At 66.9% G+C, this 24,051-nt stretch carries 13 protein-coding genes; 10 read left to right on the top strand and 3 right to left on the bottom strand.

Translation table 11 applies throughout. The features are described 5' to 3' along the window. Positions 1-59: 59 nt before the first annotated feature. From ACWEO2_RS19540 to ACWEO2_RS19530, 3 genes are all read right to left on the bottom strand, one after another. Positions 60-1,487 carry an alpha/beta hydrolase family protein gene (locus ACWEO2_RS19540; protein ID WP_452406593.1) on the bottom strand — a complete coding sequence of 476 codons (1,428 nt, stop codon included), beginning with the start codon at positions 1,485-1,487 and terminating at the stop codon, positions 60-62. 136 nt (positions 1,488-1,623) lie between these two features. After that, positions 1,624-2,325: a siderophore-interacting protein gene (locus ACWEO2_RS19535; protein WP_452406592.1), complete on the bottom strand. Its 702-nt coding sequence runs from the start codon at positions 2,323-2,325 to the stop codon at positions 1,624-1,626. A gap of 335 nt (positions 2,326-2,660) precedes the next feature. Continuing rightward, on the bottom strand, positions 2,661-3,152 hold the full coding sequence (locus ACWEO2_RS19530; protein WP_452406591.1) for a hypothetical protein: 492 nt from the start codon (positions 3,150-3,152) through the stop codon (positions 2,661-2,663). Positions 3,153-3,295: 143 nt separating this feature from the next. Here ACWEO2_RS19530 and ACWEO2_RS19525 point away from each other — a divergent pair, with 143 nt between their 5' ends. The 10 genes from ACWEO2_RS19525 (at position 3,296) to ACWEO2_RS19480 (ending at position 24,039) form a co-directional block, all read left to right on the top strand. After that, positions 3,296-4,582 (top strand): SidA/IucD/PvdA family monooxygenase, encoded by a 1,287-nt coding sequence (locus ACWEO2_RS19525; protein WP_452406590.1) that lies wholly within the window; start codon positions 3,296-3,298, stop codon positions 4,580-4,582. 30 nt (positions 4,583-4,612) lie between these two features. Then, a complete protein-coding gene (locus tag ACWEO2_RS19520; protein WP_452406589.1) occupies positions 4,613-5,548 on the top strand; it encodes a methionyl-tRNA formyltransferase in 936 nt (311 codons plus the stop codon). A gap of 172 nt (positions 5,549-5,720) precedes the next feature. Continuing rightward, on the top strand, positions 5,721-6,476 hold the full coding sequence (locus tag ACWEO2_RS19515) for a thioesterase II family protein (protein WP_452406588.1): 756 nt from the start codon (positions 5,721-5,723) through the stop codon (positions 6,474-6,476). Further along, positions 6,473-7,789, top strand: a complete 1,317-nt coding sequence (locus ACWEO2_RS19510) for a beta-ketoacyl [acyl carrier protein] synthase domain-containing protein (RefSeq protein ID WP_452406587.1) — start codon at positions 6,473-6,475, stop codon at positions 7,787-7,789. Before ACWEO2_RS19515 ends, ACWEO2_RS19510 begins: the two co-directional genes overlap by 4 nt. After that, positions 7,782-10,886, top strand: coding sequence for a nocobactin polyketide synthase NbtC (gene nbtC, locus ACWEO2_RS19505; protein ID WP_452406586.1), 3,105 nt, complete (start codon positions 7,782-7,784; stop codon positions 10,884-10,886). The genes ACWEO2_RS19510 and nbtC overlap by 8 nt, the downstream gene beginning before the upstream one ends. Before the next feature lie 12 nt (positions 10,887-10,898). Next, positions 10,899-16,946 carry an amino acid adenylation domain-containing protein gene (locus tag ACWEO2_RS19500; RefSeq protein WP_452406585.1) on the top strand — a complete coding sequence of 2,016 codons (6,048 nt, stop codon included), beginning with the start codon at positions 10,899-10,901 and terminating at the stop codon, positions 16,944-16,946. A gap of 73 nt (positions 16,947-17,019) precedes the next feature. Then, entirely contained in the window at positions 17,020-21,564 is a 4,545-nt protein-coding gene (locus ACWEO2_RS19495; RefSeq protein ID WP_452406584.1) for an amino acid adenylation domain-containing protein, read from the top strand. Then, positions 21,561-22,517 carry an ATP-binding cassette domain-containing protein gene (locus ACWEO2_RS19490; RefSeq protein WP_452406583.1) on the top strand — a complete coding sequence of 319 codons (957 nt, stop codon included), beginning with the start codon at positions 21,561-21,563 and terminating at the stop codon, positions 22,515-22,517. The genes ACWEO2_RS19495 and ACWEO2_RS19490 overlap by 4 nt, the downstream gene beginning before the upstream one ends. Beyond that, a complete protein-coding gene (locus ACWEO2_RS19485) occupies positions 22,514-23,278 on the top strand; it encodes an ABC transporter permease (protein ID WP_452406582.1) in 765 nt (254 codons plus the stop codon). The genes ACWEO2_RS19490 and ACWEO2_RS19485 overlap by 4 nt, the downstream gene beginning before the upstream one ends. Then, complete coding sequence (locus ACWEO2_RS19480) at positions 23,275-24,039, top strand: ABC transporter permease (RefSeq protein ID WP_452406581.1); 765 nt, start codon at positions 23,275-23,277, stop codon at positions 24,037-24,039. Before ACWEO2_RS19485 ends, ACWEO2_RS19480 begins: the two co-directional genes overlap by 4 nt. Positions 24,040-24,051: the final 12 nt, after the last annotated feature.

Raw genomic sequence — 24,051 nt, 5'->3', positions numbered from 1 at the left:
GCTCGGAAAGGCGGGAGCCTACCGCCCCGCCATTCCAGCCTACGAGGCTGCCGCGGGGTCTAGGCGATGGGGCCGCCGCGGATATCGGCGTGCTGGGCCGCAGCGGCCGGAACATCCCCGGGTGTTCCACCGAGCGGCCCCTGTAGGAAGGCCGCGAGCATGTCGTTGGCCGCGCGCTGGGTATCCACCGGACCGCGCTCACCGCCGATGAATTGGGCGACGGCGAATCGTACTGGTGCGGTGAGGAATAACGGGACATCGGTGAAGCCGAAATGGTTGGCCTCGGCGATCTCGTAGCGGAAACCGCCTGCGCGCAGGTGCTGGATGAGATCGCGGTTGCGGTCCAGGTAGTTCGTGGAATGGCCGGTCTCGGCGTGATCGCTCTCCAATAGCAGGAACGGTTGTGGCAATGCGCGGTTCGGCAGATCGCCGTAGAGGGTGCCATCGATATTCGCCGCCGCCTTGATCCGGGGATCGTCGGCCGCCGCCGCGACTGCGCTCGCGCCACCGAACGAATGTCCGATTGCGGCAATGTGATCGGTATCCAACCGTCCCGCCAGTGCGCCCATCGCCTCGGGCCGGTCCAACTGATCGACCACGAAACGCAGGTCGCCCCTGCGGACTTCGAGTTGTCCGGTCATATACCGCTCGCCGTCCGCGTCGTTGTCCGGGAAGTCCTCGATCGGGGTTGCGACGGAGCCGTCCGCGAGTTCGGTGACGGCCACCTCATAGGGATGGTCGATGGCCAGTACGACGAAGCCGCGACTGGCGAGATCGCTGACGAGTCCGGTGTAGAACGCGCGGGGAGCGCCGTATCCGGGTGAGAACAGCACCACCGGCCAGCGCGCGCGTTCGGCGCTGATCGGCACATCGGCGTACGCGTGGGTATCGATCCGTCCGTAGTTGTTCATGAGGAACCCGGGAATCTGGGTGACTCGGCTCGGCAGCCGGTCGAGCCCGTCGATATAGACCCACTGCCGTGCCGAGGTGAACTCCGTCGGATACCAGGCCTGCACAATGACATTGCGCCGGTCCGCAGTGGAATCCGTTGCCGTCTCCGGCCTTTGCTGATCGACCCAGCGAAAGATCTCCGAGCCGACGCGGTATCGGCCGGACGGCTCGGGCAGGGTGGGAACGGGCGGAACGCTCCACGGCACAATGGCGAGCACGGCGAGCAGACCGACGGCCACGGGCGCGACGAAGGCGGGGATTCGGTGCTTCGCTGGCGGTTCGGTGATCGCGAGCTCGCGCAGTATCGCCGCGCTACGCCGCGATCGGCTGAAGACCAGCAGCGTCGCGGCGACAATGGCCAGATAGCTCGGCACCATCTGCCAGTAGAGGTTCTCCAATAGGAATTGGACCAGCCAGCCGACGACCAGCAGCGGCAACACCACCGGCATGGCGTGCGCGACGTGCCTGGGAAATACCGCCGCGGCCATCGCGAAAAGGATGGCAGTGGCGGCTACGACTGCATCGATGATCGACATTGCCCGCTCGCTTCCGCGCCACCGGGCTCAGAGTGCTGCGGCGGCGATTCGAATTCGAGCATCAGCATCGCGTATCGGGTGGGGCGGATACGTCGCCAGAAAGTAGCGAGTGGGGTCATCCCGGAGGATGATCTCGTTACTTCCAATAGGCGCGGGACTTGATCGAGGTCTTTGGCAGCCCGTGGGTTGTCTTGAGCGCCTTGACGATCGAACGCGTGGTGTGTCCGTCGCAGGCGACCCAGGCGTAGGTGTCCTTCGGGCAGTCCATTTCCTGTGCCTGTTCGCGCAGCAGTCGGCCGTCGTCGACGCGCTGCACCCAGGTCACCCGGTGGTGCGGCTTATTGCGCACCGGCAGACCGGTATCGGATTCGTATTGCCATTCCAGCCATACCCGCGCCGGAATATCGCCGATGGCATCGAGTAGGGAGTTGATGGCGGGCAGCGAGGCGGTGTCGCCGAAGATGACGAATTCGCTGGGCAGCGGATCGGGGAGTTGGAAGTCCGAACCCTGCACCGACACATCGATCTCATCGCCCACCGCGGCATTCTGCGCCCATACCGAGGCGGGGCCGTGGTGCACCGCGAATTCGATCGAGAATCTGTCCCCGGCCGGATCGGGATCGACCAGGGTGTAACCGCGCTGGTGTTCGCGCTCGCCATTCGGAATCCACAGCCGCACCCACTGGGTCGGATGCACCGGATGATCCGCGAGCAGTCCGCCCGCCTGGAAGCCGAGCCGCAGGTACTTATCGCTGATGTACTCGGTCGAGGTCACCGTGAGTCGGTAGTCCTCGGCACGCCACGCCTTCAGCATCAACCCTTCGAAACCTCTGCCCATGAAGATTAGGTTAGCCTAAACACACTTGAATGTCGCGGGGTGTCCGCTATCGCGTGCGGAGTGCCCGCAGTGGTTGAAAGGTTGGGGATCGACTTCGTTCGGGGCGTACTCCGACGATATGGATCTGTCCGGCTTCTGGGGGCATGGTCGTTGCCGCAGTCAGTTGGCTCGTTGCCGGCTATTGGGAGTTGTTGTGGCGCGGCGCCCTTCGCCTCGCGTGCCGGTCGCGTATTCCGGCGGTACGCTACCCGCCGCGCCGCAGCTGTCGGCCGAATAGTCGTGTGGCCCCGAGGTATTCGTTCGCCTCGGGGCCGACTTGCCTGTGGTGCCCGTGATTACAGGTTGCAGGGGAGCATGGCGACGCCCGCAAGGGTGCATTCGGCCTCGCGGGTCAGCTTCCAGGTGCCGTCGATCTGCTTCCAGGACAGGTCGAAGTACCAGGGGTCCCAGCCGTCGATGGCGGTGGTCAGCTGGGCGTTGAGCAGATCGCCGGAGATATTGACCGGTCCGAGCACATCCCAGCGGAAGCTGGACGGGGCGGCGGCCATGACGGTGCCGATCTGATCGACCAGGCCGAGACCGGCCTCGCCCGCTTCGAGTTCGGCCGCGCGGGCCGAGCGCCCGGCCCCGGTGTTGAACACCAGCTGCAGCTTGGCCTTCAGCTCACCCACGCCGGGTGCGGCGGTCCGCATCCGCGCGCCGATGGGCGCGGCAGTGGCCGGAACCGCCGTGGCGACGGTGCTGAATGCGCCGATCACGGCCGCCGCGGCGAGCGAGAACACCGCGGTGGCGGCGCGCGCCACCGGCTTGTTTCTGATGCTGAACATCGATACTTCCAATCGTTCGGAGGCGGTAGTGCATCCGTCCCAGGGACTGGCACTGCAGTGCAATATAAGGTAAGCCTATGCAAAGCTATTAGCCAGAAGTTAGGTGACCCTGGTTGCCGCCCGTGATCGAACGCAGGAGAACCGTGGACACACTGTTGGTGGTCGGAGCTGGGCCGAAAGCTCTTGCGGTGGCGGCTAAAGCGCACGTCATGCGGGAGTTGGGGCTCGCGGCCCCGCGCGTGATCGTGGTCGAGGCGCATGCGGTCGGCGGCAATTGGCTGCCGAGCGGCGGCTGGACCGACGGACAGCACCGGCTGGGCACCAGTCCGGAGAAGGACATCGGTTTCCCGTACCGCTCGACCTGGGCGCGCGGGCACAACCGCGCCATCGATGAGGCGATGATGGCCTACAGCTGGACCTCGTTCCTGGTCGAACACGGCACCTATGCCGAGTGGATCGATCGCGGCCGCCCGAGCCCGCAGCATCACGTGTGGGCCAAATACCTGCAGTGGGTGGCCCGCGTGATCGATCTCGAATTGGTGCTGGGGACGGTGGATTCGGTCGCCGCGGCGGCCGATGGCTGGCTGGTTTCGGTGACCGGCGCGGACGGCGTGACCACCGAAATAGATACCGACGCACTGATGATCACCGGCCCCGGCCACAGCCGCCGGGCACTGGCCGAGCATCCCCGGGTGCTCAGCATCGCCGAATTCTGGGATCTGGCGGGTAAGCGCGCATTGCCGGTCTCCTCGCGGGCCGCGGTGATCGGCGGCGGCGAGACCGCGGGCTCGGCCCTGGACGAGCTGGTCCGCCACGACATGCTGACCATCTCGGTCATCACGCCCAAGGCCACGATCTACACCCGCGGCGAAAGCTATTTCGAGAATGCGCTTTTCAGCGATCCGACCAAATGGAACACGCTGAGCATGGACGAACGCCGCGATGTCATCCGGCGTACCGACCGCGGCGTCTTCTCGGTTCGCGTGCAGGAGAGCGTGATCGGCGACAACCGTGTGCACCATCTACAGGGCCGGGTCGTGCGGATCGCCGAACAGGGTGACGGAGTCGCCATGACACTGCGCAACGACCGCCGCCCGGATCAGGTGCACACCTTCGATCTGGTGATCGATGCCACCGGCGGACAGCCACTGTGGTTCCTGGAACTTTTCGATGCCAACGCCGCCGACCTGCTCGAACTCGCGGTCGGCGGACCGCTGACCCAGACCAGGCTGGAGGCCGCGATCGGCTACGACCTGGCGGTCTCCGGACTGGACGCGAAGCTCTATCTGCCGAATATGGCGGCCGTCGCACAGGGGCCGGGATTCCCGAATCTCAGCTGCCTCGGCGAACTTTCGGATCGGGTATTGCGTACGGCCCCGGCGCGTCAGGTCGTCGGTGCGCGGCGTGGTGTGGCCGCGCGACCGGCCTGATCTCCCTTAATTCAGCTACGTGAGGTTTTCATGCGCATTGTCTTCTTCGGCTTCCAGACCTGGGGTCGCAGCACCCTGCAGGCCCTGATCGATTCCGAGCACGAGGTCATGCTCGCGGTCACGCATCCGGCAAGTGCGGACTCCTATAAGGGGATCTGGTCGGATTCGGTCGAGGAACTCGCCCGTGAGAACGGCATTCCGGTGCATCTGACGCAGCGGGCCGATGCCGAGACCATCGACCTGGTGAAGCGGGCCGAGCCGGACGTCATCGTGGTGAACAGCTGGTACACCTGGATGCCCGCCGAGCTCTACAACCTGCCCCCGCACGGCACCTTGAATCTGCACGATTCGCTGCTGCCCAAATTCACCGGATTCTCCCCGGTGCTGTGGGCGCTGATCAGCGGTGAATCCGAAACCGGCCTGACCGTGCACCGGATGGACGAGGGGCTGGACACCGGCGACATCCTGGTGCAGCGGTCGCTTCCCATCGGGCCCACCGATACCGGCACCGAACTGGTGCTGCGCGGTATGGAACTCATCCCCGACGCGTTGGCCGAGGCGCTGCACGCCCTCGAATCCGGTACCGCGCAATGGCAGCCGCAGCGCAAATCCGAGCGGACCTACTTCCACAAGCGCTCGGAGCGGGACAGTCGAATCGACTGGACGTGGTCGGCGGTGGACCTCGAGCGTTTCGTGCGTGCGCTGTCCGAGCCGTATCCGCGGGCATTCACCTATTACCGCGGCGAGCGGATCGAGGTGCTCGAGGCCGTGGTCTCGGAGGCGCGCTATGGCGGCACGCCGGGCCGGGTGATCGTGCAGGAGGGCGGCGGCGCGGTGGTCTGCGGTCAGGAGGCGCATCGGGGTCGCAATCGCGGTCTGGTGATCACCCGGATCCGCACTGCCGACGGTGTGGAGCACGCGGCCACCGAATTCTTCACGCGCGGCGGATATCTCACCGATCAGTGAGTGCGGAGCACGAACCAGTGGACTTGTTAGGGTAGCCTACGCTAATATCGGGCGACCGTTCAGAAATCAGATCAGTGCAGCGAGCCGGGGGGTGTTGTACGCCGCCGACCATTGACGCTGCCGCGCGACCATCGCGTCGGGCAACGTTCGGCGGAAGCGCAGGAGTCAAGAAATGCCAGCAACTCTCGGATGGATCCGGCAATTCCACCGGCCCCGCTCCGTCGATTGCCCACCGCTGTTGATCTGCCCGCACGCGGGTAGCGGCGCCTCCACCTATCGGGCGTTCTCGAAGGTGCTCAGCGAACACTTCGATGTGCTGGTCTTCCAATATCCGGGCCGTCAGGACCGGGCCCGCGAGGCGGCGCTCGGCACGCTGCCCGAACTCGCCGCCGGTGCGTTCGCGGAATTCCGCACTTCGGCACACAATCGCGGTCTGCCGCTCACCGTCTTCGGCCACAGCATGGGCGCGATGGTGGCATTCGAGCTGGTCCGTGCCGCAGAGGCGGCCGGAATCGAGGTGCGGCTGCTCGCGCCCTCCGCCGCGGTCGCACCGGGTCGGGCCGTCGATCTGCCGCCGCATCCGACCGACGACGAACAGATCCTGGACCACCTCGGCGCGTTGGCGGGGACCGGCGCCGAGGTGCTCGGCAGTCGCGAGGTGATGCGGATGGCGCTGCCGGTGGTGCAGGCCGACTACCGGGCCTTCGATGCCTATACCTGCCCGGTGGATGTCAAGGTGCAGGCCAAGATTCATGTGCTCGGCGGCGCCGAGGATCACTTCATCACCCCGCGTGAGCTGTATGCCTGGTCCAACCACAGTGCGCAGGAGATCGACGTCACCGTCTTCGACGGCGGTCACTTCTACCTGAACGACAATGCCACCGGTCTCGCGGAATTGCTGGCGCCCGAACTGGATCGGGTCGGATGAGCCCGGATATGGATCCGATCGTCATCTCCGGTATGGCCGTCGAGGCGCCGGGCGGTATCGATACTTTGCCCGAGTTCTGGTCCGCGCTGGCCGAGTCGCGTGAACTCATCGGACCGTTCCCACGCAATCGGGAATGGCCGATCGATGAGCTGCTTTCGCTGCATCGCCGCGAGGGCTGGAGCCGGGTCGCCGACGCCGGTGGCTTCCTCTCGGAGGCAACCGAATTCGATCCGATGTTCTTCGGCATCACCCCGCGCGAGGCGCTGTCCATGGATCCGCAGCAGCGGGTCGCGCTACGGGTGGCCTGGCGGGCGCTGGAGAACGCGGGCATCAATCCGGGCGCGCTGGACGGCGTCGAGGTCGGCTGCTTCATGGGCGCGTCCATCAATGAATACGGTCCGCAGGGCGGTGTGGTCACCGAGTACACCGGATACCGGGTGACCGGGACGGCGCTCGGCGCGGTGGCGGGCCGGATCTCGCACAGCCTCGGGCTGGTCGGGCCGTCGGTGACCACCGACACCGCATGCGCCTCAGCGTTGACCGCGGTCCACCTGGCCGCAAATGCGGTGCGCGCCGGCGAGTGCGATTGGGCGCTGGCCGGTGGCGTGTGCGTAATGGGTTCGCCCGCCGCATTTTTCGAGTTCTCCAAGAACAACGCATTGGCCGCCGACGGACACTGCCGCTCCTACGCCGCCGATGCGACCGGCACGCTGTGGGGCGAGGGGGCCGGTGTGGTGGTCATCGAACACGAATCGCGCGCACGCGAACTCGGCCATCGGATCTACGGCCGACTGCTGGCGACCCGGATCAATCACAATGGCAGGGGCGCACCCATCGCCGTGCCGAGCGCCCCGGCGCAGCGGCGGCTGATCGAGAAGACTGTGGCCGCGGCCGGAATTCGGCCGGACGATCTCGGGCTCATCGAGGGGCACGGCACCGGAACACCGGTCGGCGATCCGCTCGAGCTGACCGCCCTGGCGCAGGTGTACGGCGATATCAATCGCGGCGAAGACGGTCCGCTGCTCGGTTCGGTGAAGTCGAATATGGGTCACGCACAGGCCGCCTCGGGGCTGCTCGGCTTGATCAAGGTGCTGCTCAGCGGTGCGAACGGGCAGATAGCGCCGAGCCTCTACGCGGAAAACCCCACCGCCGAGGTGGATTGGGATGCCACCAGCCTGCGGCTCGCCACAAAACTCGAACCCTGGGATCCGGTCGATGGCCTGCGCTACGGCGCGGTGTCCTCGTTCGGCGTCGCGGGCACCAATGCACACGCGATCCTGGCGATGCCCGTGCTGGAGGATATCGATGCCTGAATACCGACTTCCGGACGGAACCATCCCGGTCCTACTGTCCTCCGATACGGTCGATGGACTGCGCGGTGAGGCCGCGGCGATCCTGTCGTATCTGGAACGGCATCCCGGCATCGGTCCGGATCGCGTGGCGGACATGCTGTTTCGCACCAGGGTCGCGCGGCGGCGCCGGGCACTCGCCATGGTCGAGACCAGTGCCGAACTCCGCGACGCGCTGCGGTCGATCATCGCCGATGCCGAACATCCCGCGGTGGTATCCACCGACGGCGTGGCTGCGGCTCGGCGGATCGGATTCGTGTTCCCCGGCCAGGGCAGTCAGCGCCCCGGAATGGGCAAGCTCTACTACGACTTCTCGCCCGCGTTCCGCGCTGCAGTCGACGAATGCGTCGCGATCTTCGAGGATCGGTTCGGTCACCGGGAGCCGCTGCACTATCTGCTCGGCACCGAGGGGGAGTTCGCGGACGCCGTGCGAGTGGTGCAGCCCGCATTGATGTTCCAGATGTTCGCGCTGGCCGCGATGTGGCGTGCGGCCGGTGTCGAACCCACCGCGACGATCGGACACAGCCAGGGGGAGTTGGCGGCCGGTGCGGCCTCAGGGGTCATGACGCTGCGCGATTCGGTGCTGGCGGTGACACATCGGGCCCTGTGTGTCGATCAGCTTTCGCCGCGCGGCTATTCGATGGCCGTGCTCGGCATGGACCGCGATCAATGTGAGGCGCTGCTGGCCAGGCATTCGGGCTGGGCCGAGCTGTCGGTGATCAACTCGGCGCACATCCTCGCCATTTCGGGTGACCGCGAGACCATTGTCGATATGGTGGCGACCGCGACCGCGCGCGGCCAGTTCGCGAAGGAGATCCGCGTCGCTTATCCGGCGCATACCTCGGTGGTCAGCGAGTACCGGGAGGTGCTCGAGGCGGTGCTCGGCGACGAGATGACCGGCGCGCACTTCGCGGCCACCGAAATTCCTTGCTACGGAGCGACGCTCGGCACCGCCATTACGCCCGATCTGCGGCACGACCAGTACTGGTACTGGAATCTGCGCAATCGAGTCCGGTTCGATCGGGCGATCACGGCGGCCACCGCCGATGTCGACACCTTCGTGGAAATGTCGGAACATCCCATGCTGCAGTTGGCCATTCAGGAAAACCTGAGCACGGTGCCGCGGGATCCGGCATCGCCGCAGCGCGAGTTCCGGGTGATCGGCACCTCGCTGCGCAGCGCGACGGGGCTGCGGGAGTTCACGCGGAATCTGGCGACCGTCGCGGTGCACGATCTGAACTATCGGTGGGATGCGTTGCGGCTCGAATCCGATTCGGGTGCAGCGCGATTGCCGCTGCGGGACTTCCCCAACACCGTGCTCGATCCGCATCGGCTGTGGGCCGCATACCGGACGAACGACACCCCCGGACCGGTCCGCTCCGAACATGCCGCGACCCGGCTGGCGGAGCGCTGGGTGCGGCTCGAGCGTCGCTCGCTGGTGTCCCCGCGCACCATGCTCGTCGTCGATCACACCGGACAGTGCGCCGAACTCGCCGCGGCACTGTGCACCGCGGCCTACGACCACGGCGGCGGCGCTTGCGTCTATGACCCCGACAAACCAGCCGATACGGGTGCCTACGACTCGGTCGTCGTACTGCTGCCGCAGCTGCCCGACCTGGACGGACCCGCCGCGATCGAGGAGTTGGCGCGGTTCTATGACGCCCGCTGGCTCCCCGCGCTCGACGCCACCATCACCGACTGCTGGCTGGTGACCGTCGGCGGTGAATCCGCGGTCGCCAACGATCCGGCACCGCAGCTGTTCCACGGCGCGGTCTCCGCCGGATTCCGCTGCATCGGTCTGGAGAATATCGGCACCGCCTTCCGGCATCTCGACCTGGGCGATGCCGATCCGGCGCAGGCCGCCGCGATCGTGCGGGCACTGCACGCCAAGGCCGAACCGCAGCTCGCACTGCGCGCGGGCGGTCTCTACGCCAAGCGGCTCGAGGTGGACAGCGATCCGCTCGCCGGGGCTCCGGATGACGCGGAGCTCGAGCATGTCGTCATCGTCGGCGGCACCGGCACGCTCGGCCTGAAGTTCGCCGAACACTTCGCCGATCGTGGCGCGCGGCGGATCACACTGCTGAGCCGGTCCGGCGAGACCGACGCCGTCGCAGCACGATTGCGCGCCATTCGGCAGATCGGCGCGGCCGAGGTCGCGGTCTTCGCATGCGATGTCAGCGAAGCATCCAGTGTGCGGGATCTCGCCGCCGCGCTGACGGACACACCGGCGACCATGCTCGTGCACGCCGCGGTGAACTATGTGCGCGCCGAACTCGCCGAGGTGACCGGCGAGAAGCTGTTCGAGATGGCGGCATCGAAGATCATCGGCACCGAACACCTGCTGCGGCTGCTGCCGCTGGCCGCCGATGCTCGGATCATTATCTGCTCCTCCGCGGCGGCCACCTTCGGTGGTCGCGGGCAGATTCTCTACGCGAGCGTCAACCGGATGCTCGATGTGCTGGCCAGCCGTCTGCGCGCCGCGGGTACGAATGCCGTTGCGATGCAATGGGGCATCTGGGATCTCGCGGGGCCACTGCATGCGGTCGGCGTGGATCGGATCGCCGCCGCGGGCGGCCAGTCCATGGACCCGCACGACGCACTCGCCATCGGTTTCACCGAGTACGCCGAGATCGGTCGGCCCGGCAATCGCATTGTCATGGCCGCCGACTGGCCGCAGTTGAACGACATCATCTCGGCCGTCGGCTGGGGTCCGCTGCTCACCGATGTGCTGGCGCGGGTGGACTCGGTGCCAGCGCCGGTCATGCCGGTTGTCGCTGCGCCCGCTCCCGTCGCGGCCCTGCTGCCGGAGGCGGTCGAGCCGTCCGCCGGTTTGCTGTCCGAGCAGGTGCGGGTGGAACTGGGCAAGGTAATGGGCACCGATGGGCTCGACCTCATCGACAGCTCCGTGCCGCTGGTCGCGCTCGGCCTGGATTCCCTGCAGGCGTTGGACTTCCGCAAACGGGTCCGGGCCGAATTGAACCGCGATCTTCCGGTGGCGGCCATTCTCGGCGGCGCGTCATTGGACGATGTCGTGCGCCTGATGGCCGACAGCAACGTCTAGGCGAGGGATCTGATGTCGAACAACGAGCTCATGAGCGTGCTGGACCGCCGGAAGGCACTGCTGCGCAAGCGTTTGGCCGAAAGCGGTCTGACCGCACCGACACCGACGGCCGCACCGATGCGAAGATCGAAACCTGGTGTGCGTCATCCACTTTCGGCCGGACAGCGGCGCATGTGGTTCCTGCAGACCCGGGATCCGGAGGACACCACCCTCAATATCTGTGTGGCCTACCGGCTGACCGGCGCACTCGATGAGACGCGGCTGCGTGGGGCGATTACGGCCGTCGTCGACCGCCACGACATCCTGCGCACCACCTACGGGCTCGACGAGAACGGTGAGCCGTATCAGATCGTGCGGTCTGATCTCGAATTCTCCTGGCAGTCACACGATCTGACCGATCTGCCGGAATCCGGCCGGGAACGCCGCTCGGAAGTACTGGCGCGTCGGGAATTCGGCCGCCCTTTCGATCTCGCGGCCGAATCGCCGTTGCGCATCAGCCTGGTGCGCACCGGTGCCGATGAATTCACCCTGCTGCTGGTCGTGCACCACATCAGCTGGGACGATGACTCGTGGGCGGTCTTCTTCACCGAACTCAACGACGCCTATCGCACCGCACCGGCTGAGCCCGACAGTGCACGTGCGCAATTCGTCGATATCGCGGTCTTCGGCGATAGCACCGACGACGACGCCATCGATATCGACTACTGGCGTGCGACACTGCGTCCGCTACCGGAATCCCTGGAACTCCCCGGTCCGGCCACGGTCCGCACCGTCGCGACCAAGCAGTCCGATCGTTGCACCGTGTCACTGTCGGCCGAGCTCGTCGGTCGAGTAGAGGCTTTCGCTCGTGCGCGCGGCGCTACCCCGTTCATGGTGTGGCTGGCCGCCTATGACGCGGTGATCCATCGCTACACCGCGGCAACGGATTTCCTGGTCTCGGTACCGGTGACCGTGCGCCGCGCTGCCGCCGCCGAATCATTGATCGGCTATTTCGGCAATACGCTGCTGCTGCGCGCCACCATCGGCGCGGGCAGCACCTTCGCCGACTTCACCGAATCCGTTCGCAATACCTGTGTCGGGGCCTTCGCCCATCAGCATGTCGGCATCGATCGCGTGGTGCGCGCGGCGAATCCAGACCGCGTCGGCGGTCGGGACGGGCTGGAGCAGCTGGTCCGACTCGGCTTCGGGGTACGCAAGAGCGCGCAGGGCTTCGATCTCGACGGTGTCGACGCGACGCTGCTGGACCTCGGCAGCGCGGTTGCGCAGGTGCCGCTCGGCCTGACCGTGGTCATGGAGGCCGATGGCGCCCATCTGGAGGCCGAGTACCGGATCGCCGATCTGGACCGCGCACTGGTGCAGCAGCTGCTCGGCCACTACGTGCAGCTGCTGGACAGCGCGCTCGCCGAGCCCGATCGCCGGCTCGGCGATATCGATATGCTCGGTGCGGCCGATCGTGCTGCGATCCTGGCGCTGTCGCACGGCGCGATCGTCGATGCGGAGCCGACCACCATGGTCGCACTCTTCCAAAACCAGGTCGCCGCAACGCCGGACGCGCTCGCCATCGTCGCCCCGGCCGAACGCGGCAGCGCCGATACCGAACTCGGCTACGCCGAGCTGAATCGTCGCGCCAATCGGCTGGCGCGCTGGCTGATCGGGCAGGGCCTCGGTACCGAGGACATTGTCGGATTGCGGCTGTCCAACTCGGTCGAGTTCGTGGTCGCGGTGCTCGGTGTGCTCAAATCCGGTGCGGCGTACCTGCCCATCGACCCGGCCTACCCGGACGAGCGCATCGACTATCTCGTCGAAGACGCCGCACCCCGACTGGTGCTCGGCCGGGTCGAGTTGGCGGCCGCCGAGACCGCGGCCGACCGGCTTCCGGACGCCGATCTGGTCGATGCCGACCGGCTGCGGCCACTGCTGCCCGGTCACCTCGCCTATGTCATCTACACCTCCGGGTCCACCGGAAAGCCCAAGGGCGTCCCGGTATCCCATGCCGCCATTGCCGAACATCTCTCGGGCTTCGTCGCGGAATGGAGTATGACCAGCGAAGACCGGCTGCTGCAGTCGTCTTCGGTGAGCTTCGACGCCTCGCTGCTCGATATCTTCGTGACGCTGACCCTCGGTGCCCGCCTGGTCATCCCGAAACCCGATGCGTTCCGCGATATTCCGTATGTCGCCGAGCTGATCACCCGCTGCGGGGTGACCGTGCTGCATATGGTGCCGTCGATGTTGAGCACCTTCCTGCTGCTGCCGGAGGTGAGCGAATGGCGTGCGCTGCGGCATGTGCCGGTGGGCGGTGAGGCGCTGCCCGGTGAGGTGGCCGACAAGTTCGCCGGTGTCTTCGATGCGGAACTGCGCAATCACTACGGCCCGACCGAGGCCGTGGTGTGCGCGACGCATATGAATGTGGACGGCCCGCAAGGGACCCGGAGCGTGCCGATCGGGGTGCCGAACCAGAACGTCACGGTGTATCTGCTCGACGAGGCGCTGCAGCTGGTGCCACCGGGTGTGGTCGGTGAGATCTATCTCGGCGGTGCGCAATTGGCGCGCGGGTACCTGAATCGGCCCGGACCGAGCGCGGAGCGGTTCGTCGCCGATCCGTTCGCATCCGGCGCGCGGTTGTATCGGACCGGAGATCTCGCGCGGCGCAATGCCAATGGTGAGATCGAATTCGTCGGCCGGGCCGATGAGCAGGTCAAGGTGCGCGGTTTCCGGATCGAACTCGGCGAGGTCGAGGCGGCCATCGCGTCCTATCCCGGTGTCGGACACTGTGTGGTCATCGCGGTGGCCGACGCGGCGGTCGGTGCGATGCTGGCCGCGTATGTCGTGGTGGCCAATGGACTTTCGGAGTCGGCACTCGATATCGATGACGTTCGGCGCCATGCCGCGGCCACGCTGCCGGAGTACATGGTGCCCAGCGCGTTCGCCGTGATCGATGAGATTCCGCTGACCGCGCACGGCAAACTGGACCGGCGCGCATTGCCCGCACCGGAGCGCACCACCACCCACCGCTATCGGGAGCCGGGCACCGCCACCGAGATTCGGCTCGCGGAGCTGTTCGCGCAGATCTTCGGTCGCGAGCAGATCGGTGCGGACGATTCCTTCTTCGAACTCGGCGGACATTCGCTGCTGGCCACCCGGTTGGTCGTGCAGATCCGCACCGAGTTCGGCGTCCAAGTCGATGTCCGGGCGCCATTCGATACCCCGACCGTGGCCGGGCTCGCCGCGCTCATCGAGGCGGCACCGGCGCGCATCGCCGCCGCCGTGCCCGCACTGCGGAAAAGGTCGAGACCCGAACGCATTCCACTGTCCTACTCCCAGCGCGCGCTGTGGTTCCAGCGAAAGCTGGAGGGGCCGAGCGCCATCGGCAATATTCCGTTCGCGGTGCGGGTGGACGGTCCGCTGGAGCTGGACGCGCTGACCGCCGCCCTCGCCGATGTGGTGGCTCGGCACGAGGTGCTACGCACGGTATTCCCGGAAAGCGATGGCGTGCCATATCAGTCGGTGCTGCCCGCCGGGTCGATCGATATTCCGGTGACGGAGCTCAGTGATCCCGAACAGCTGCGCGCCGAGCTGGCGCAGGCGGGTCGGCACTGCTTCGCCCTGGATGGCGAATTGCTCATCCGGCCGCGGATCTTCGTGCTGGACACCAGGACCCATGTGCTGTCGCTGCTGGTCCACCATCTGGTTGCCGACCACTGGTCGTTCCGGACGATTCTCGACGATCTCGCCATCGCCTACCGGGCGCGCACCGCCGGTGCGGCACCGGAGTGGTCACCGTTGGCCGTGCAGTACGCGGATTACGCACTGTGGCAGCGTGAGGCGGTCGATGCACTCGATGCGCAGGTGGACTACTGGCGCGGCGCACTCGCCGGTCTGCCGGACCAGATCAATATCGCCACGGACAAGCCGCGCCCCGCGGTACTGAGCAAGAGCGGGCAGGTGGTGCCGTTCGCGGTCCCGGCCGCGCTGCGCGGGCAGCTGAAGTCCGTCGCCGAGGCGAGCGGGGCCAGCGAGTTCATGCTGTATCAGGCCGCGGTCGCGACACTGCTGCACAAACTCGGTGCTGGCGTCGATATTCCGCTCGGTACCCCGATCGCGGGCCGGGTCGACCCGGCGGCCGCGAATCTGGTCGGCCTGCTGGCCAATATGGTGGTGCTGCGCAATGACCTGTCCGGCGATCCCACGCTGCGCACCGTGCTCGCGCGCTCCCGCGATATCGCGCTCGGTGCGTACAGCAACCAGGACATCCCCATCGAGCGTCTAGTGGATGCGCTCAACCCGGCCCGTTCGCGGGCCAGGAATCCGCTGTTCCAGGCCATGATGCACTTCCGCGAGGAGAACTGGGACGGCGCGGCCCAGGGACTCGACGCGCGGACCGCACTCACGGTGCTGCCATTGGACTTCGATATCTCGCTGCTCGACCTGAGCATCAATTTCTTCGCGGGATCCGATGGCGGCTTCGAGGCCAGTGTGATCGTCAATACCGATCTCTATGAGCCCGCGACCGGAGAGTTGTTCGCGCAGCGCATGCTCCGCGTGCTCACTGCCTTCGCGGAATCTCCCGACAGCACCGTCGGCGAACTCGACATCATGCCCGTCGCCGAGCGTCAGCGGGTGCTCGGCGAATGGGCCACGGGCGTCGAGCTTTCCTGGATGCCCGGGATCGCCGAGCTGATCCGGCGCGGGCGCGGCATTCCCGCCGACCGGATCGCGGTGCGTTGCGGTGCGGAAGCCCTCAGCTATGGTGCGCTGTTCGAACAGCTCGATCGTGGGGCCGGGGCGATTGTGCCCGATGGTGCGTCGGTGGCCGCAGTGGTCCGTCGCCTGGCCACGCTCGACGCGATCACGAATACCGATGGGAACATTGCACTTTCGCGTGTCGATGCGCCTACCGCGGTGTTCACGCGGGACGCCATCGCGGCCGCTGTCGCCGATCGACGCGCTGTCGCCGCCGATCGCCGTGCCGAATCACGCGACCGGGCAACGGGTTCGGCGGATGTGCGACTCGTCGCCGCACCATGGTCGGGATCCGAGATCGAGGTCGAACTGCTGGCCGCGCTGGCCGATGGTGCGACGCTGATCTTCACCACCGATTCGCAGCGCGACGATCCGGTCGCACTGGTCGAATTGATCGGCGCGCACGCGGTCACCCACGTGGTCGCCGAACCCGCCACGCTTGCGCGGATCGTGCACACCGGAATCTCGATGCTGCCGTCGGTGCGCAGCTGGGAGGTCACGGGAACCGCGTGGCCCGCCGCACTGCCCGATCTGCTGCCCGCGCTCGCGGCCGGTTCGATCGCCACCTTCGACTATCGGATCCGGGAATACGCGGGCGCGGTGGCGCGCGGTGCGGTCGACGGAAGCGGCTACGCGCGTCCCATCCCGGGGGCTCGGGTGCTGGTTCTGGATGCCGCCTTGCGTCCGGTCGCACCCGGTGTGCACGGCGATGTCTATGTGGGTGGTGCCGGACTCGCCGACGGATATGTCGAGGAGTCGGCGGACGCCTTCATCGACGATCCGTATCTGCCGGGAGGCCGATTGTTCCGGACCGGGCAGCGAGCGCGTTGGGATACGGCGGGGCGACTCGCCTTCGCAACCGAGGTGACGGCAATCGTCGACACCGGCACAGCGCCTTCCGATGCCGCGCACACCGATACCGAACAGCAGCTGATCTCGATTCTCGAGGAACTGCTGGAAATCGAGGACGTCACCGCCGATGACGGCTTCTTCGCACTCGGCGGCGACAGCGTGATCTGCATCCAATGGTCGGCACGCGCCAACCAGATCGGACTGCCGCTGTCCCCGCAGCTGGTATTCGAACACCTGACCATCGCCGAACTCGCGGCCGCGGTCGATGCGGCGGTAGCGGCGGGTGTGACCACGACCATCGAAGACACCTTCGGTACGGCCCTGGACGACGCGAATAGCGATGGCGTACCAGCGGATACCGATCGGCCCGCCGAACCGGCCCGGCACCAGCATGCCGCCATGACTGTGTCCGGCCTCAGCTCGGACGCACTGGCCGCATTGGGTGCGGCGTGGAAGCAGTCGCAATGAGGGGCGGCTGCTTCCGATCGGCTCGCCGGATGAGTGGCGGTATCGCGGTGACCATCGGTCGAAAGGCGTTGCGATGAAGGTGGACCGGAGCGTTCCGGCCGAAATCGAGGATGTGCTGGCGCTCAGCCCGCTGCAGGAGGGCCTGTTCTCGCTGGCGCGACTGGCCGCCGACGGGGTCGATCTGTACACCATGCAGTTCGTCATCGATATCGGCGGTCCGATCGACGTGCCGATGCTGCGGCGCAGCGCGGAGGTGATCCTGGAGCGACACGCCAACCTGCGGGCCTCGTTCTGGGATAAGGATCTACCCAAGCCGGTGCAGATCGTGCCGACCTGGGTGGATCTGCCGTGGCTCGAAATCTCTGCCCGGCCGGAGGAATTCGATGCCATCGCCGAGGCCGAACGGCAGCAGCGGTTCGACCTCGGTCGCGGCCCGGCCCTGCGCATTACGCTGGTCGCGCTGCCCGATGAGCGCCGTCGAATGATCGTCACCGCACACCACATCCTGATGGACGGCTGGGCGGTCGCGGTGTTCTTCCGCGAGCTCATCGCGGTGTACGAGGCCGGGGGACAGGCGGATTCGCTACCGCCCGTCCGGCCCTACCGCGACTACATCGGCTGGCTCGTCGTACAGGACGCCGCCGCGATCACCCGCAGCTGGACCGAATACCTTGCGCCACTGAGCGGTCCGCTCATTCTCGCTGGTGGTACGGCGACCGAGGTCGGCGCGGCGATTCCGCGCCGCAGCCGATTCGGCTTGGACACCGCCGAAACCGCGCGGCTGGTGCACTGGGCGCGGTCGAACGGCCTGACTCTCAATACCGTTGTGCAGTACGCCTTGGCGGTCGTGCTCGGCAGGCTCACCGATCGACGCGATATCGTTTTCGGCACCACCATCTCTGGTCGCCCGGATGCGCTGCCCGGTGTGGAGACGATGATCGGGCTGTTCATCAATACCGTGCCCGCCCGCGTCCTGATCGATGGCACCCGCACGGTCGCCGAGCAGTGCGCGCAACTGCAGCGTGAATCGGCGGCCATGCGCGATGCCGGATACGTGAGCCTGTCGACCATTCAGCGCGCGGCCGGTCACGGTGCGCTGTTCGATGTGCTGTTCGTCTTCGAGAACGCGCCCATCGGCGCGGCCACCGATCCGATCGTCACCGCGAATGGCACCCGCTTCCTGCCGGTCGCAATGGAAAGCCTGGTGCACTACCCGCTTTCGGTGGTCTCCTACCTGAACGACGGGACGCTCGTGGTGATGCTGGAGGCGATTGCCGAAGCGCTGCCGCACTTTTCGGTCGCCGATATCGGCGCGCGGATCCTGTCGGTGCTCCGCCAGCTGCTCGACCATGGCGATGCGAGTCCCGATACGGTGGATGTGCTGCTGGCCGAAGAGAAGGCGCGGATCGGGATCGAATCGCCTTCGAGTACTGCCGGGCTGCATGAGGCCGCAGGAGTCTACGAACTATTCCTGAGCCAGGTCGACCGGACCCCGGACGCGGTTGCATTGAGAACCGGCACCGCGCGCTATTCCTACCGTGAGCTGCGGGAAGTTGCCGGGCAGCTGGCGAGCGAGCTCGTCGCGCACGGCATCGGACCGGAAACGGTTGTGGCCTTGATGCTTCCGCGATCAGCGCGATCGATTGTCGCGATCCTCGCAGTGCTGGAGGCGGGTGGCGCCTATGTGCCGGTGGATATTTCGGCGCCGGCCGCGCGCATTGCATCCATCCTGCGTCAGGCGAGCCCGGAACTCGTCCTGACAGTGGGCGACTGCGCACACCTGCTCGGCGAGAACGAGCGCCCGCTACTGGTACTCGACGACCCCGCCGTTGCCGAGCGGATCGCGCACCATCCCATTTCGCCCTACCGGCCGATCCACCCGGAGACCGCCGCATACCTGATCTTCACCTCCGGCTCCACCGGCGAACCCAAGGGCGTCATGGGCACGCACGCCGCCCTCAGCAGCTATTTCGCCGATCACCGAGACCGTGTCTACCGTCCGGCCGTGGCCCGGCTAGGCCGCCGACTGCGGATCGCACACGCCTGGTCGCTGAGCTTCGACGCCTCCTGGCAGCCGATGATCGGACTGTTCGACGGCCACGCGGTGCATCTGTTCGACGAGACCGAAATGCGTGATGCGCAGGGTCTGGTCGAGGGCATCGTCGGGCACGAGATCGATATGATCGACACCTCGCCGTCCATGTTCACCCAGCTGGCCGCGGCCGGTCTGGTGGACGGTGAGCGGCTGACCGTGCTCGCGCTCGGCGGTGAGGCCATCGGTGCGCCCATGTGGGAGCGGCTGCGCACCCTGCCCGGCACCGCCGTCTACAACTGCTACGGCCCCACCGAGACCACCGTCGAGGCGGTGGTCGCGACGGTGAACACCGGTCGCGACCAGCCCGGCAATGCGCAGCCGAGCATTGGCGGACCGGTGGATCGCATGTCCGCCTACGTCCTGGACGCCATGCTGCGGCCGGTGCCGCACGGCGTCATCGGTGAGTTGTACCTCTCGGGTGCCCAGGTGGCGCGCGGTTATATCGGTAAGGCCGCCACCACGGCCGACCGCTTTGTCGCGAACCCCTTCCGGCCGGGTGCGCGCATGTATCGCACCGGCGATCTGGTGCGGCAGTTGCCGAATGGCAACCTCGCCTATTTAGGTCGGGCCGATGACCAGGTCAAGATTCGCGGCTACCGGATCGAAATCGGCGATATCGAAACGGCTTTGCTGCGGCTGCCGCAGGTGCGTGCGGGCGCGGTCGTTGTGGTGCAGCGGCCCAGCGGCCCCAGCCTCGTCGCCTTCGCGGTCGGTGCGACGGCCGATGCGGCCACGCTGCGCGCCGACCTCGCCGAACAGCTGCCCGGATATATGGTTCCGGCCCGGATCATTTCGCTGCCGGAGCTCCCGGTCACCTCCAATGGCAAGCTCGATATCCGCGCGCTGAACGCACTCGGCCAGGAGGCACTGCGGGGGTCGGCCGGTCGCACCCCACCGAATACCGATACCGAGCGGACGCTGTGTCGCGCCCTCGCCGAGGTGCTGGGTGGGACAGCGCCCGGCATCGATGACGACTTCATCGCGCTCGGCATGGACAGCATTGTCGCCATCTCACTGGTGAACGCGGTGCGCCGTGCCGGGCTATCCGTCAGCCCGGCCGCGGTCATGTCCAACCACACTGTCCGTGACCTGGCCGTCGCAATCGATTCCCGTGTGGCACATCAGGAGTCGGTGCGCACCCCGGTCGAATTCGGTGAGGTACGTCCGACGCCGATCATGTCCTGGATGTACGAGTACGGCGGTTTCCGCAGGCTCGCACTCTCGACGCTGATATCGCTGCCCGCCGAACTGGACCGGCCGCAGTTGGAATCGGTACTACAGGCCCTACTCGATGCCCACGACATGCTGCGCGCCCGGCTGACGACGACCGCGGACGGGCACCGGCTCGAAACCAGGGCGCCGGGTAGCGTGCGCGCCGCCGATATCGTGCGGGAGGTCCCGGTACCCGGCGACTTCGCCGCCGTGCTCGCGCAGCATTCGCGCGCGGCGATCGACCGTATCGATCCGCTGACGGGCACCATGATGCAGGTCGTCCGCTTCGAGGGCACCGACATACTGCTGCTGTCGATCCACCACCTCGCGGTGGACCCCGTCTCCTGGCACATCATCCTCGCGGATCTGGCCGATGCCTGGTCACAGCTCAGCGCAGGCCGAATCCCCACCATCGCAGCGGAATGCACCAGCTACCGAGGCTGGGCCGAACTGTTGCACGAGCGCCGAACGGCACCGGAAGTACTCGCCCAACGCGACTTCTGGACAGCGCAGCTGACCGGCCCCGATCCGGAACTCGGCCGGCGCCACCCGGATCCGACCCGCGACACCTGGTCCTCCTACCGGATCACCCCATCGTTCGCGCCGACCGACCGCACCCGCCGCATCCTCGACCGCCTCGGCGCCGATATCGGCATGCACGAATTCCTGCTCACCGCGCTGACGATCGCACTCACCACCTGGCGATTCGAACGAAACCAGGACGCCACCACCGGCGCACTGGTGGCCCTGGAGGGACACGGCCGCGAAGACGCCACCGTCGGCGGTGTCGACACCGCTCGCACCGTCGGTTGGTTCACCACCGTCTATCCGCTGCGCGTCGGCGCGGGCTCGGCACTCGACATCATCGGCGCCGAAGCCGATCCGGCCGAGGTGGCGAGTCTGCTGAAAGCCATTGGCACCCAATTGGACAGTGTCCCGAACAAGGGCTTGGACTACGGCCTGCTCACCTACGGTGACACCGCGCCGCAGCCCGATCCACAGGTGATGCTCGACTACCTCGGCCGCATGGACCTCGCCGCCAGCGCATCGCGACCATGGTCCCCGATCACCGATCTCGGCCTGCACCAACGCCTTCCGATCGCCCCCGAACCGGATATGCCGCTGCGCTACGCCATCGACCTCGTCACCGCGGTGTACCCCGGTGTCGACGGACCCCAGCTGGCCACGCTGTTCCGCTGGAGCGACTCACTTTTCGATACCGCGGAGATCGACCGCTTCACCACCATCTGGCAGCGCTGCGTCACCGCGGTGGCCGCCGCCCTGCCCAACGCAGCACCGGGAGAACGATGAACGCGACTGATAACGCCATTGCGGTCGAGGACGTCCACAAGTCCTTCGGCGACGTCCACGCCGTGCGCGGCCTCACCTTCGCGGCACCCGCCGGGAGTGTGCTCGGAGTGCTCGGCCCGAACGGCGCGGGCAAGACCACCACGGTCTCCATACTGTCCACGCTGACCAAACCCGATGCGGGCCGCGCACTGGTGGCCGGATACGACGTGGTGCGCGAGGCCGCGGCCGTGCGCGCATCCATCATGCTCACCGGCCAATACGCGGCGCTCGACGAGGTGCTGACCGGTCGGGAGAACCTGGTCCTGTTCGGCCGCCTGATGGGCCTGCGCCCGAAGCAGGCCAGGGTTCGCGCCACCGAACTGCTCGAACAATTCGACCTGACCGAGGCCGGCGACCGCCGCGTCGGCGGCTACTCCGGCGGTATGCGCAGGCGCATCGATATCGCCTGCGGCCTGGTCCGCCCGCCGAAGGTCGTCTTCCTCGACGAACCGACCACCGGCCTGGATCCGGTGAGCAGGCAGGGCGTCTGGTCGCTGGTGCGTTCGCTGCGGGAACAGGGCGTGACGATCCTGCTCACCACGCAATACCTCGAAGAGGCGGATGCGTTGAGCGACAACATCATCGTCATCGATAAGGGCCGGGTGATCGCCGAGGGCACCGCCGATGAACTCAAGGCCCGCTCGGGTTCGAGCTACTGCGAGGTCGTCCCGGTCGACGCGGCCGACGTGCCCGCCGTCGTCACCGCGCTCCACGGCCTCGGCGCGGTCACCGTCGCCGAATCCAAGGACCGGGTTTCGCTGCCCGCACCCGACGGCGCGGCCACACTGGCCGAAGCGTTGCGCCGCATTACCGACGCCCGCATCGAACTCATCGATATCGCCTTGCGCAGACCATCGCTGGACGAGGTTTTCATCGAGCTCACCACCGACGCACCGGCAGCGCTGACCGCATGACCGAAATATCCTCCATACCAGCCGGAATGCAATGGAGCGCACTGAGCGGGCGCACCGTGCGCGCGGCACTGCGCGAGGGCGATCTGGCCTTCGGCTGCCTCGGTCCGATGATCTTCTTCCTCTGTTTCTACGTCCCGCTGCGCAAGTCGATGGAGCAGACCGGTGCCGACTACGCCCAGTACCTGCTGCCGGTGATCGTGTTGCAGAGCATGTTCTTCACCGCCATGTCGGCCGGTGATCGCGCCGCCCGAGACACTTTCAGCGGCATGGGAACTCGCATGCGCTCCATGCCGGTGCGCTCCTGGATCCCGCTGGCCGCCCGGATGTCGGCGAATCTGGTCCGCGCACTGGCCGGGCTCGCCGGAGCGCTGGTGATCGGCACTGGCTTCGGCTTCCGATTCGACGGCGGGGCCGCGGCTCTCACCTTCGCCGCACTGTCCTTGGCCTTCGGTGTGGCACTGGTGATCGGTGCCGACGCACTCGGCGTCGCCACCGGTAAGCCGGAGATCGGCGCATCGGCACTGCTGGCCCCACAACTGCTGCTGATCATGATGTCGACGGGTTTCGTTCCGGCGGAGGGCTTTCCGGGATGGATCCAGCCTTTTGTGCGCAATCAGCCGGTATCCCAGGCGGCAGCCGCACTGCGCGATCTCGCCGCGGGCGATTACACCTCGGCCGTCGCGATTGCGCTGGCCTGGATCCTCGGCCTGATCGTGGCGTTCACCGCCGTCTCGGTCCTGGTGGAAAGGCGGCGGCCATGAAGACACTGATCGACCAGAGTCTCGTCGAAACGGGCCGACTGCTGCGGCGCTGGCCGCGCGAGCAGGAGGTGCTGACCTCCACGCTGATCCTGCCGGTGCTGCTGCTGTTGATGTACCAGCTGGTGCTCAACAAATTCCTCAGCGCATCCTCCGGTGTGGACACCATCTACGGTTTCGTCCCGATGATCGCGGTCACCGGCGCGATGTACGGCGCGATGGGCACCGGGCTTTCGCTCTACGCCGAGCGGGAAAGCGGTCTGCTGCGGCGCTTTTGGGTGCTGCCGGTGCACCGCGCGGCCGGACTGGTCGGCAGGCTGCTCGCCGAATGCGGGCGCACGCTGATCGCCACGATCATTGTGGTCGCCCTCGGTATCGCGCTCGGCTTGCGCTTCCACCAGGGCTGGCTGGGCGTGCTCGGTGCGCTCGCCGTTCCGGTGCTGCTCATACCCGGTTTCGCGACCATGGTGATCACGGTCGGCGTCAGCAAAGCGGGCAATAAGGTCGTGCAGCTGTTCTCGGCGCTCGTCCTGCTCGGCATGTTCTTCAATTCCGGCTTCGCTCCGGTGCAGAACTATCCGGGCTGGCTGCAGCCGATAGTTCGAGTCCAGCCGATGAGCTGTGCGATCGAGGCGATGCGCGGCTGCACGATCGGCGGCCCCGTCGCCATCCCGCTGCTGCAGACGATGGCCTGGTCCATCGGGCTCGCCGTGGCCTTCGGCGCCTTCGCCGTTCGCGGCTACCGCAAAGCCGCCGAGAGCTGAGACTTCTCACTG

The organism is Nocardia sp. NPDC004278 (assembly GCF_053602975.1).
The sequence above is the reverse complement of the archived record's forward strand: the minus strand, read 5'-3'. Positions and strand labels throughout refer to the sequence as shown.

Coding starts and splice junctions, on each gene's coding strand:
- ACWEO2_RS19540 (WP_452406593.1), bottom strand. CDS start 1,487: ATGTCGATCATCGATGCAGTCGTAGCCGCCACTGCCATCCTTTTCGCG.
- ACWEO2_RS19535 (WP_452406592.1), bottom strand. CDS start 2,325: ATGGGCAGAGGTTTCGAAGGGTTGATGCTGAAGGCGTGGCGTGCCGAG.
- ACWEO2_RS19530 (WP_452406591.1), bottom strand. CDS start 3,152: ATGTTCAGCATCAGAAACAAGCCGGTGGCGCGCGCCGCCACCGCGGTG.
- ACWEO2_RS19520 (WP_452406589.1), top strand. CDS start 4,613: ATGCGCATTGTCTTCTTCGGCTTCCAGACCTGGGGTCGCAGCACCCTG.
- ACWEO2_RS19515 (WP_452406588.1), top strand. CDS start 5,721: ATGCCAGCAACTCTCGGATGGATCCGGCAATTCCACCGGCCCCGCTCC.
- ACWEO2_RS19510 (WP_452406587.1), top strand. CDS start 6,473: ATGAGCCCGGATATGGATCCGATCGTCATCTCCGGTATGGCCGTCGAG.
- nbtC (WP_452406586.1), top strand. CDS start 7,782: ATGCCTGAATACCGACTTCCGGACGGAACCATCCCGGTCCTACTGTCC.
- ACWEO2_RS19500 (WP_452406585.1), top strand. CDS start 10,899: ATGTCGAACAACGAGCTCATGAGCGTGCTGGACCGCCGGAAGGCACTG.
- ACWEO2_RS19495 (WP_452406584.1), top strand. CDS start 17,020: ATGAAGGTGGACCGGAGCGTTCCGGCCGAAATCGAGGATGTGCTGGCG.
- ACWEO2_RS19490 (WP_452406583.1), top strand. CDS start 21,561: ATGAACGCGACTGATAACGCCATTGCGGTCGAGGACGTCCACAAGTCC.
- ACWEO2_RS19485 (WP_452406582.1), top strand. CDS start 22,514: ATGACCGAAATATCCTCCATACCAGCCGGAATGCAATGGAGCGCACTG.
- ACWEO2_RS19480 (WP_452406581.1), top strand. CDS start 23,275: ATGAAGACACTGATCGACCAGAGTCTCGTCGAAACGGGCCGACTGCTG.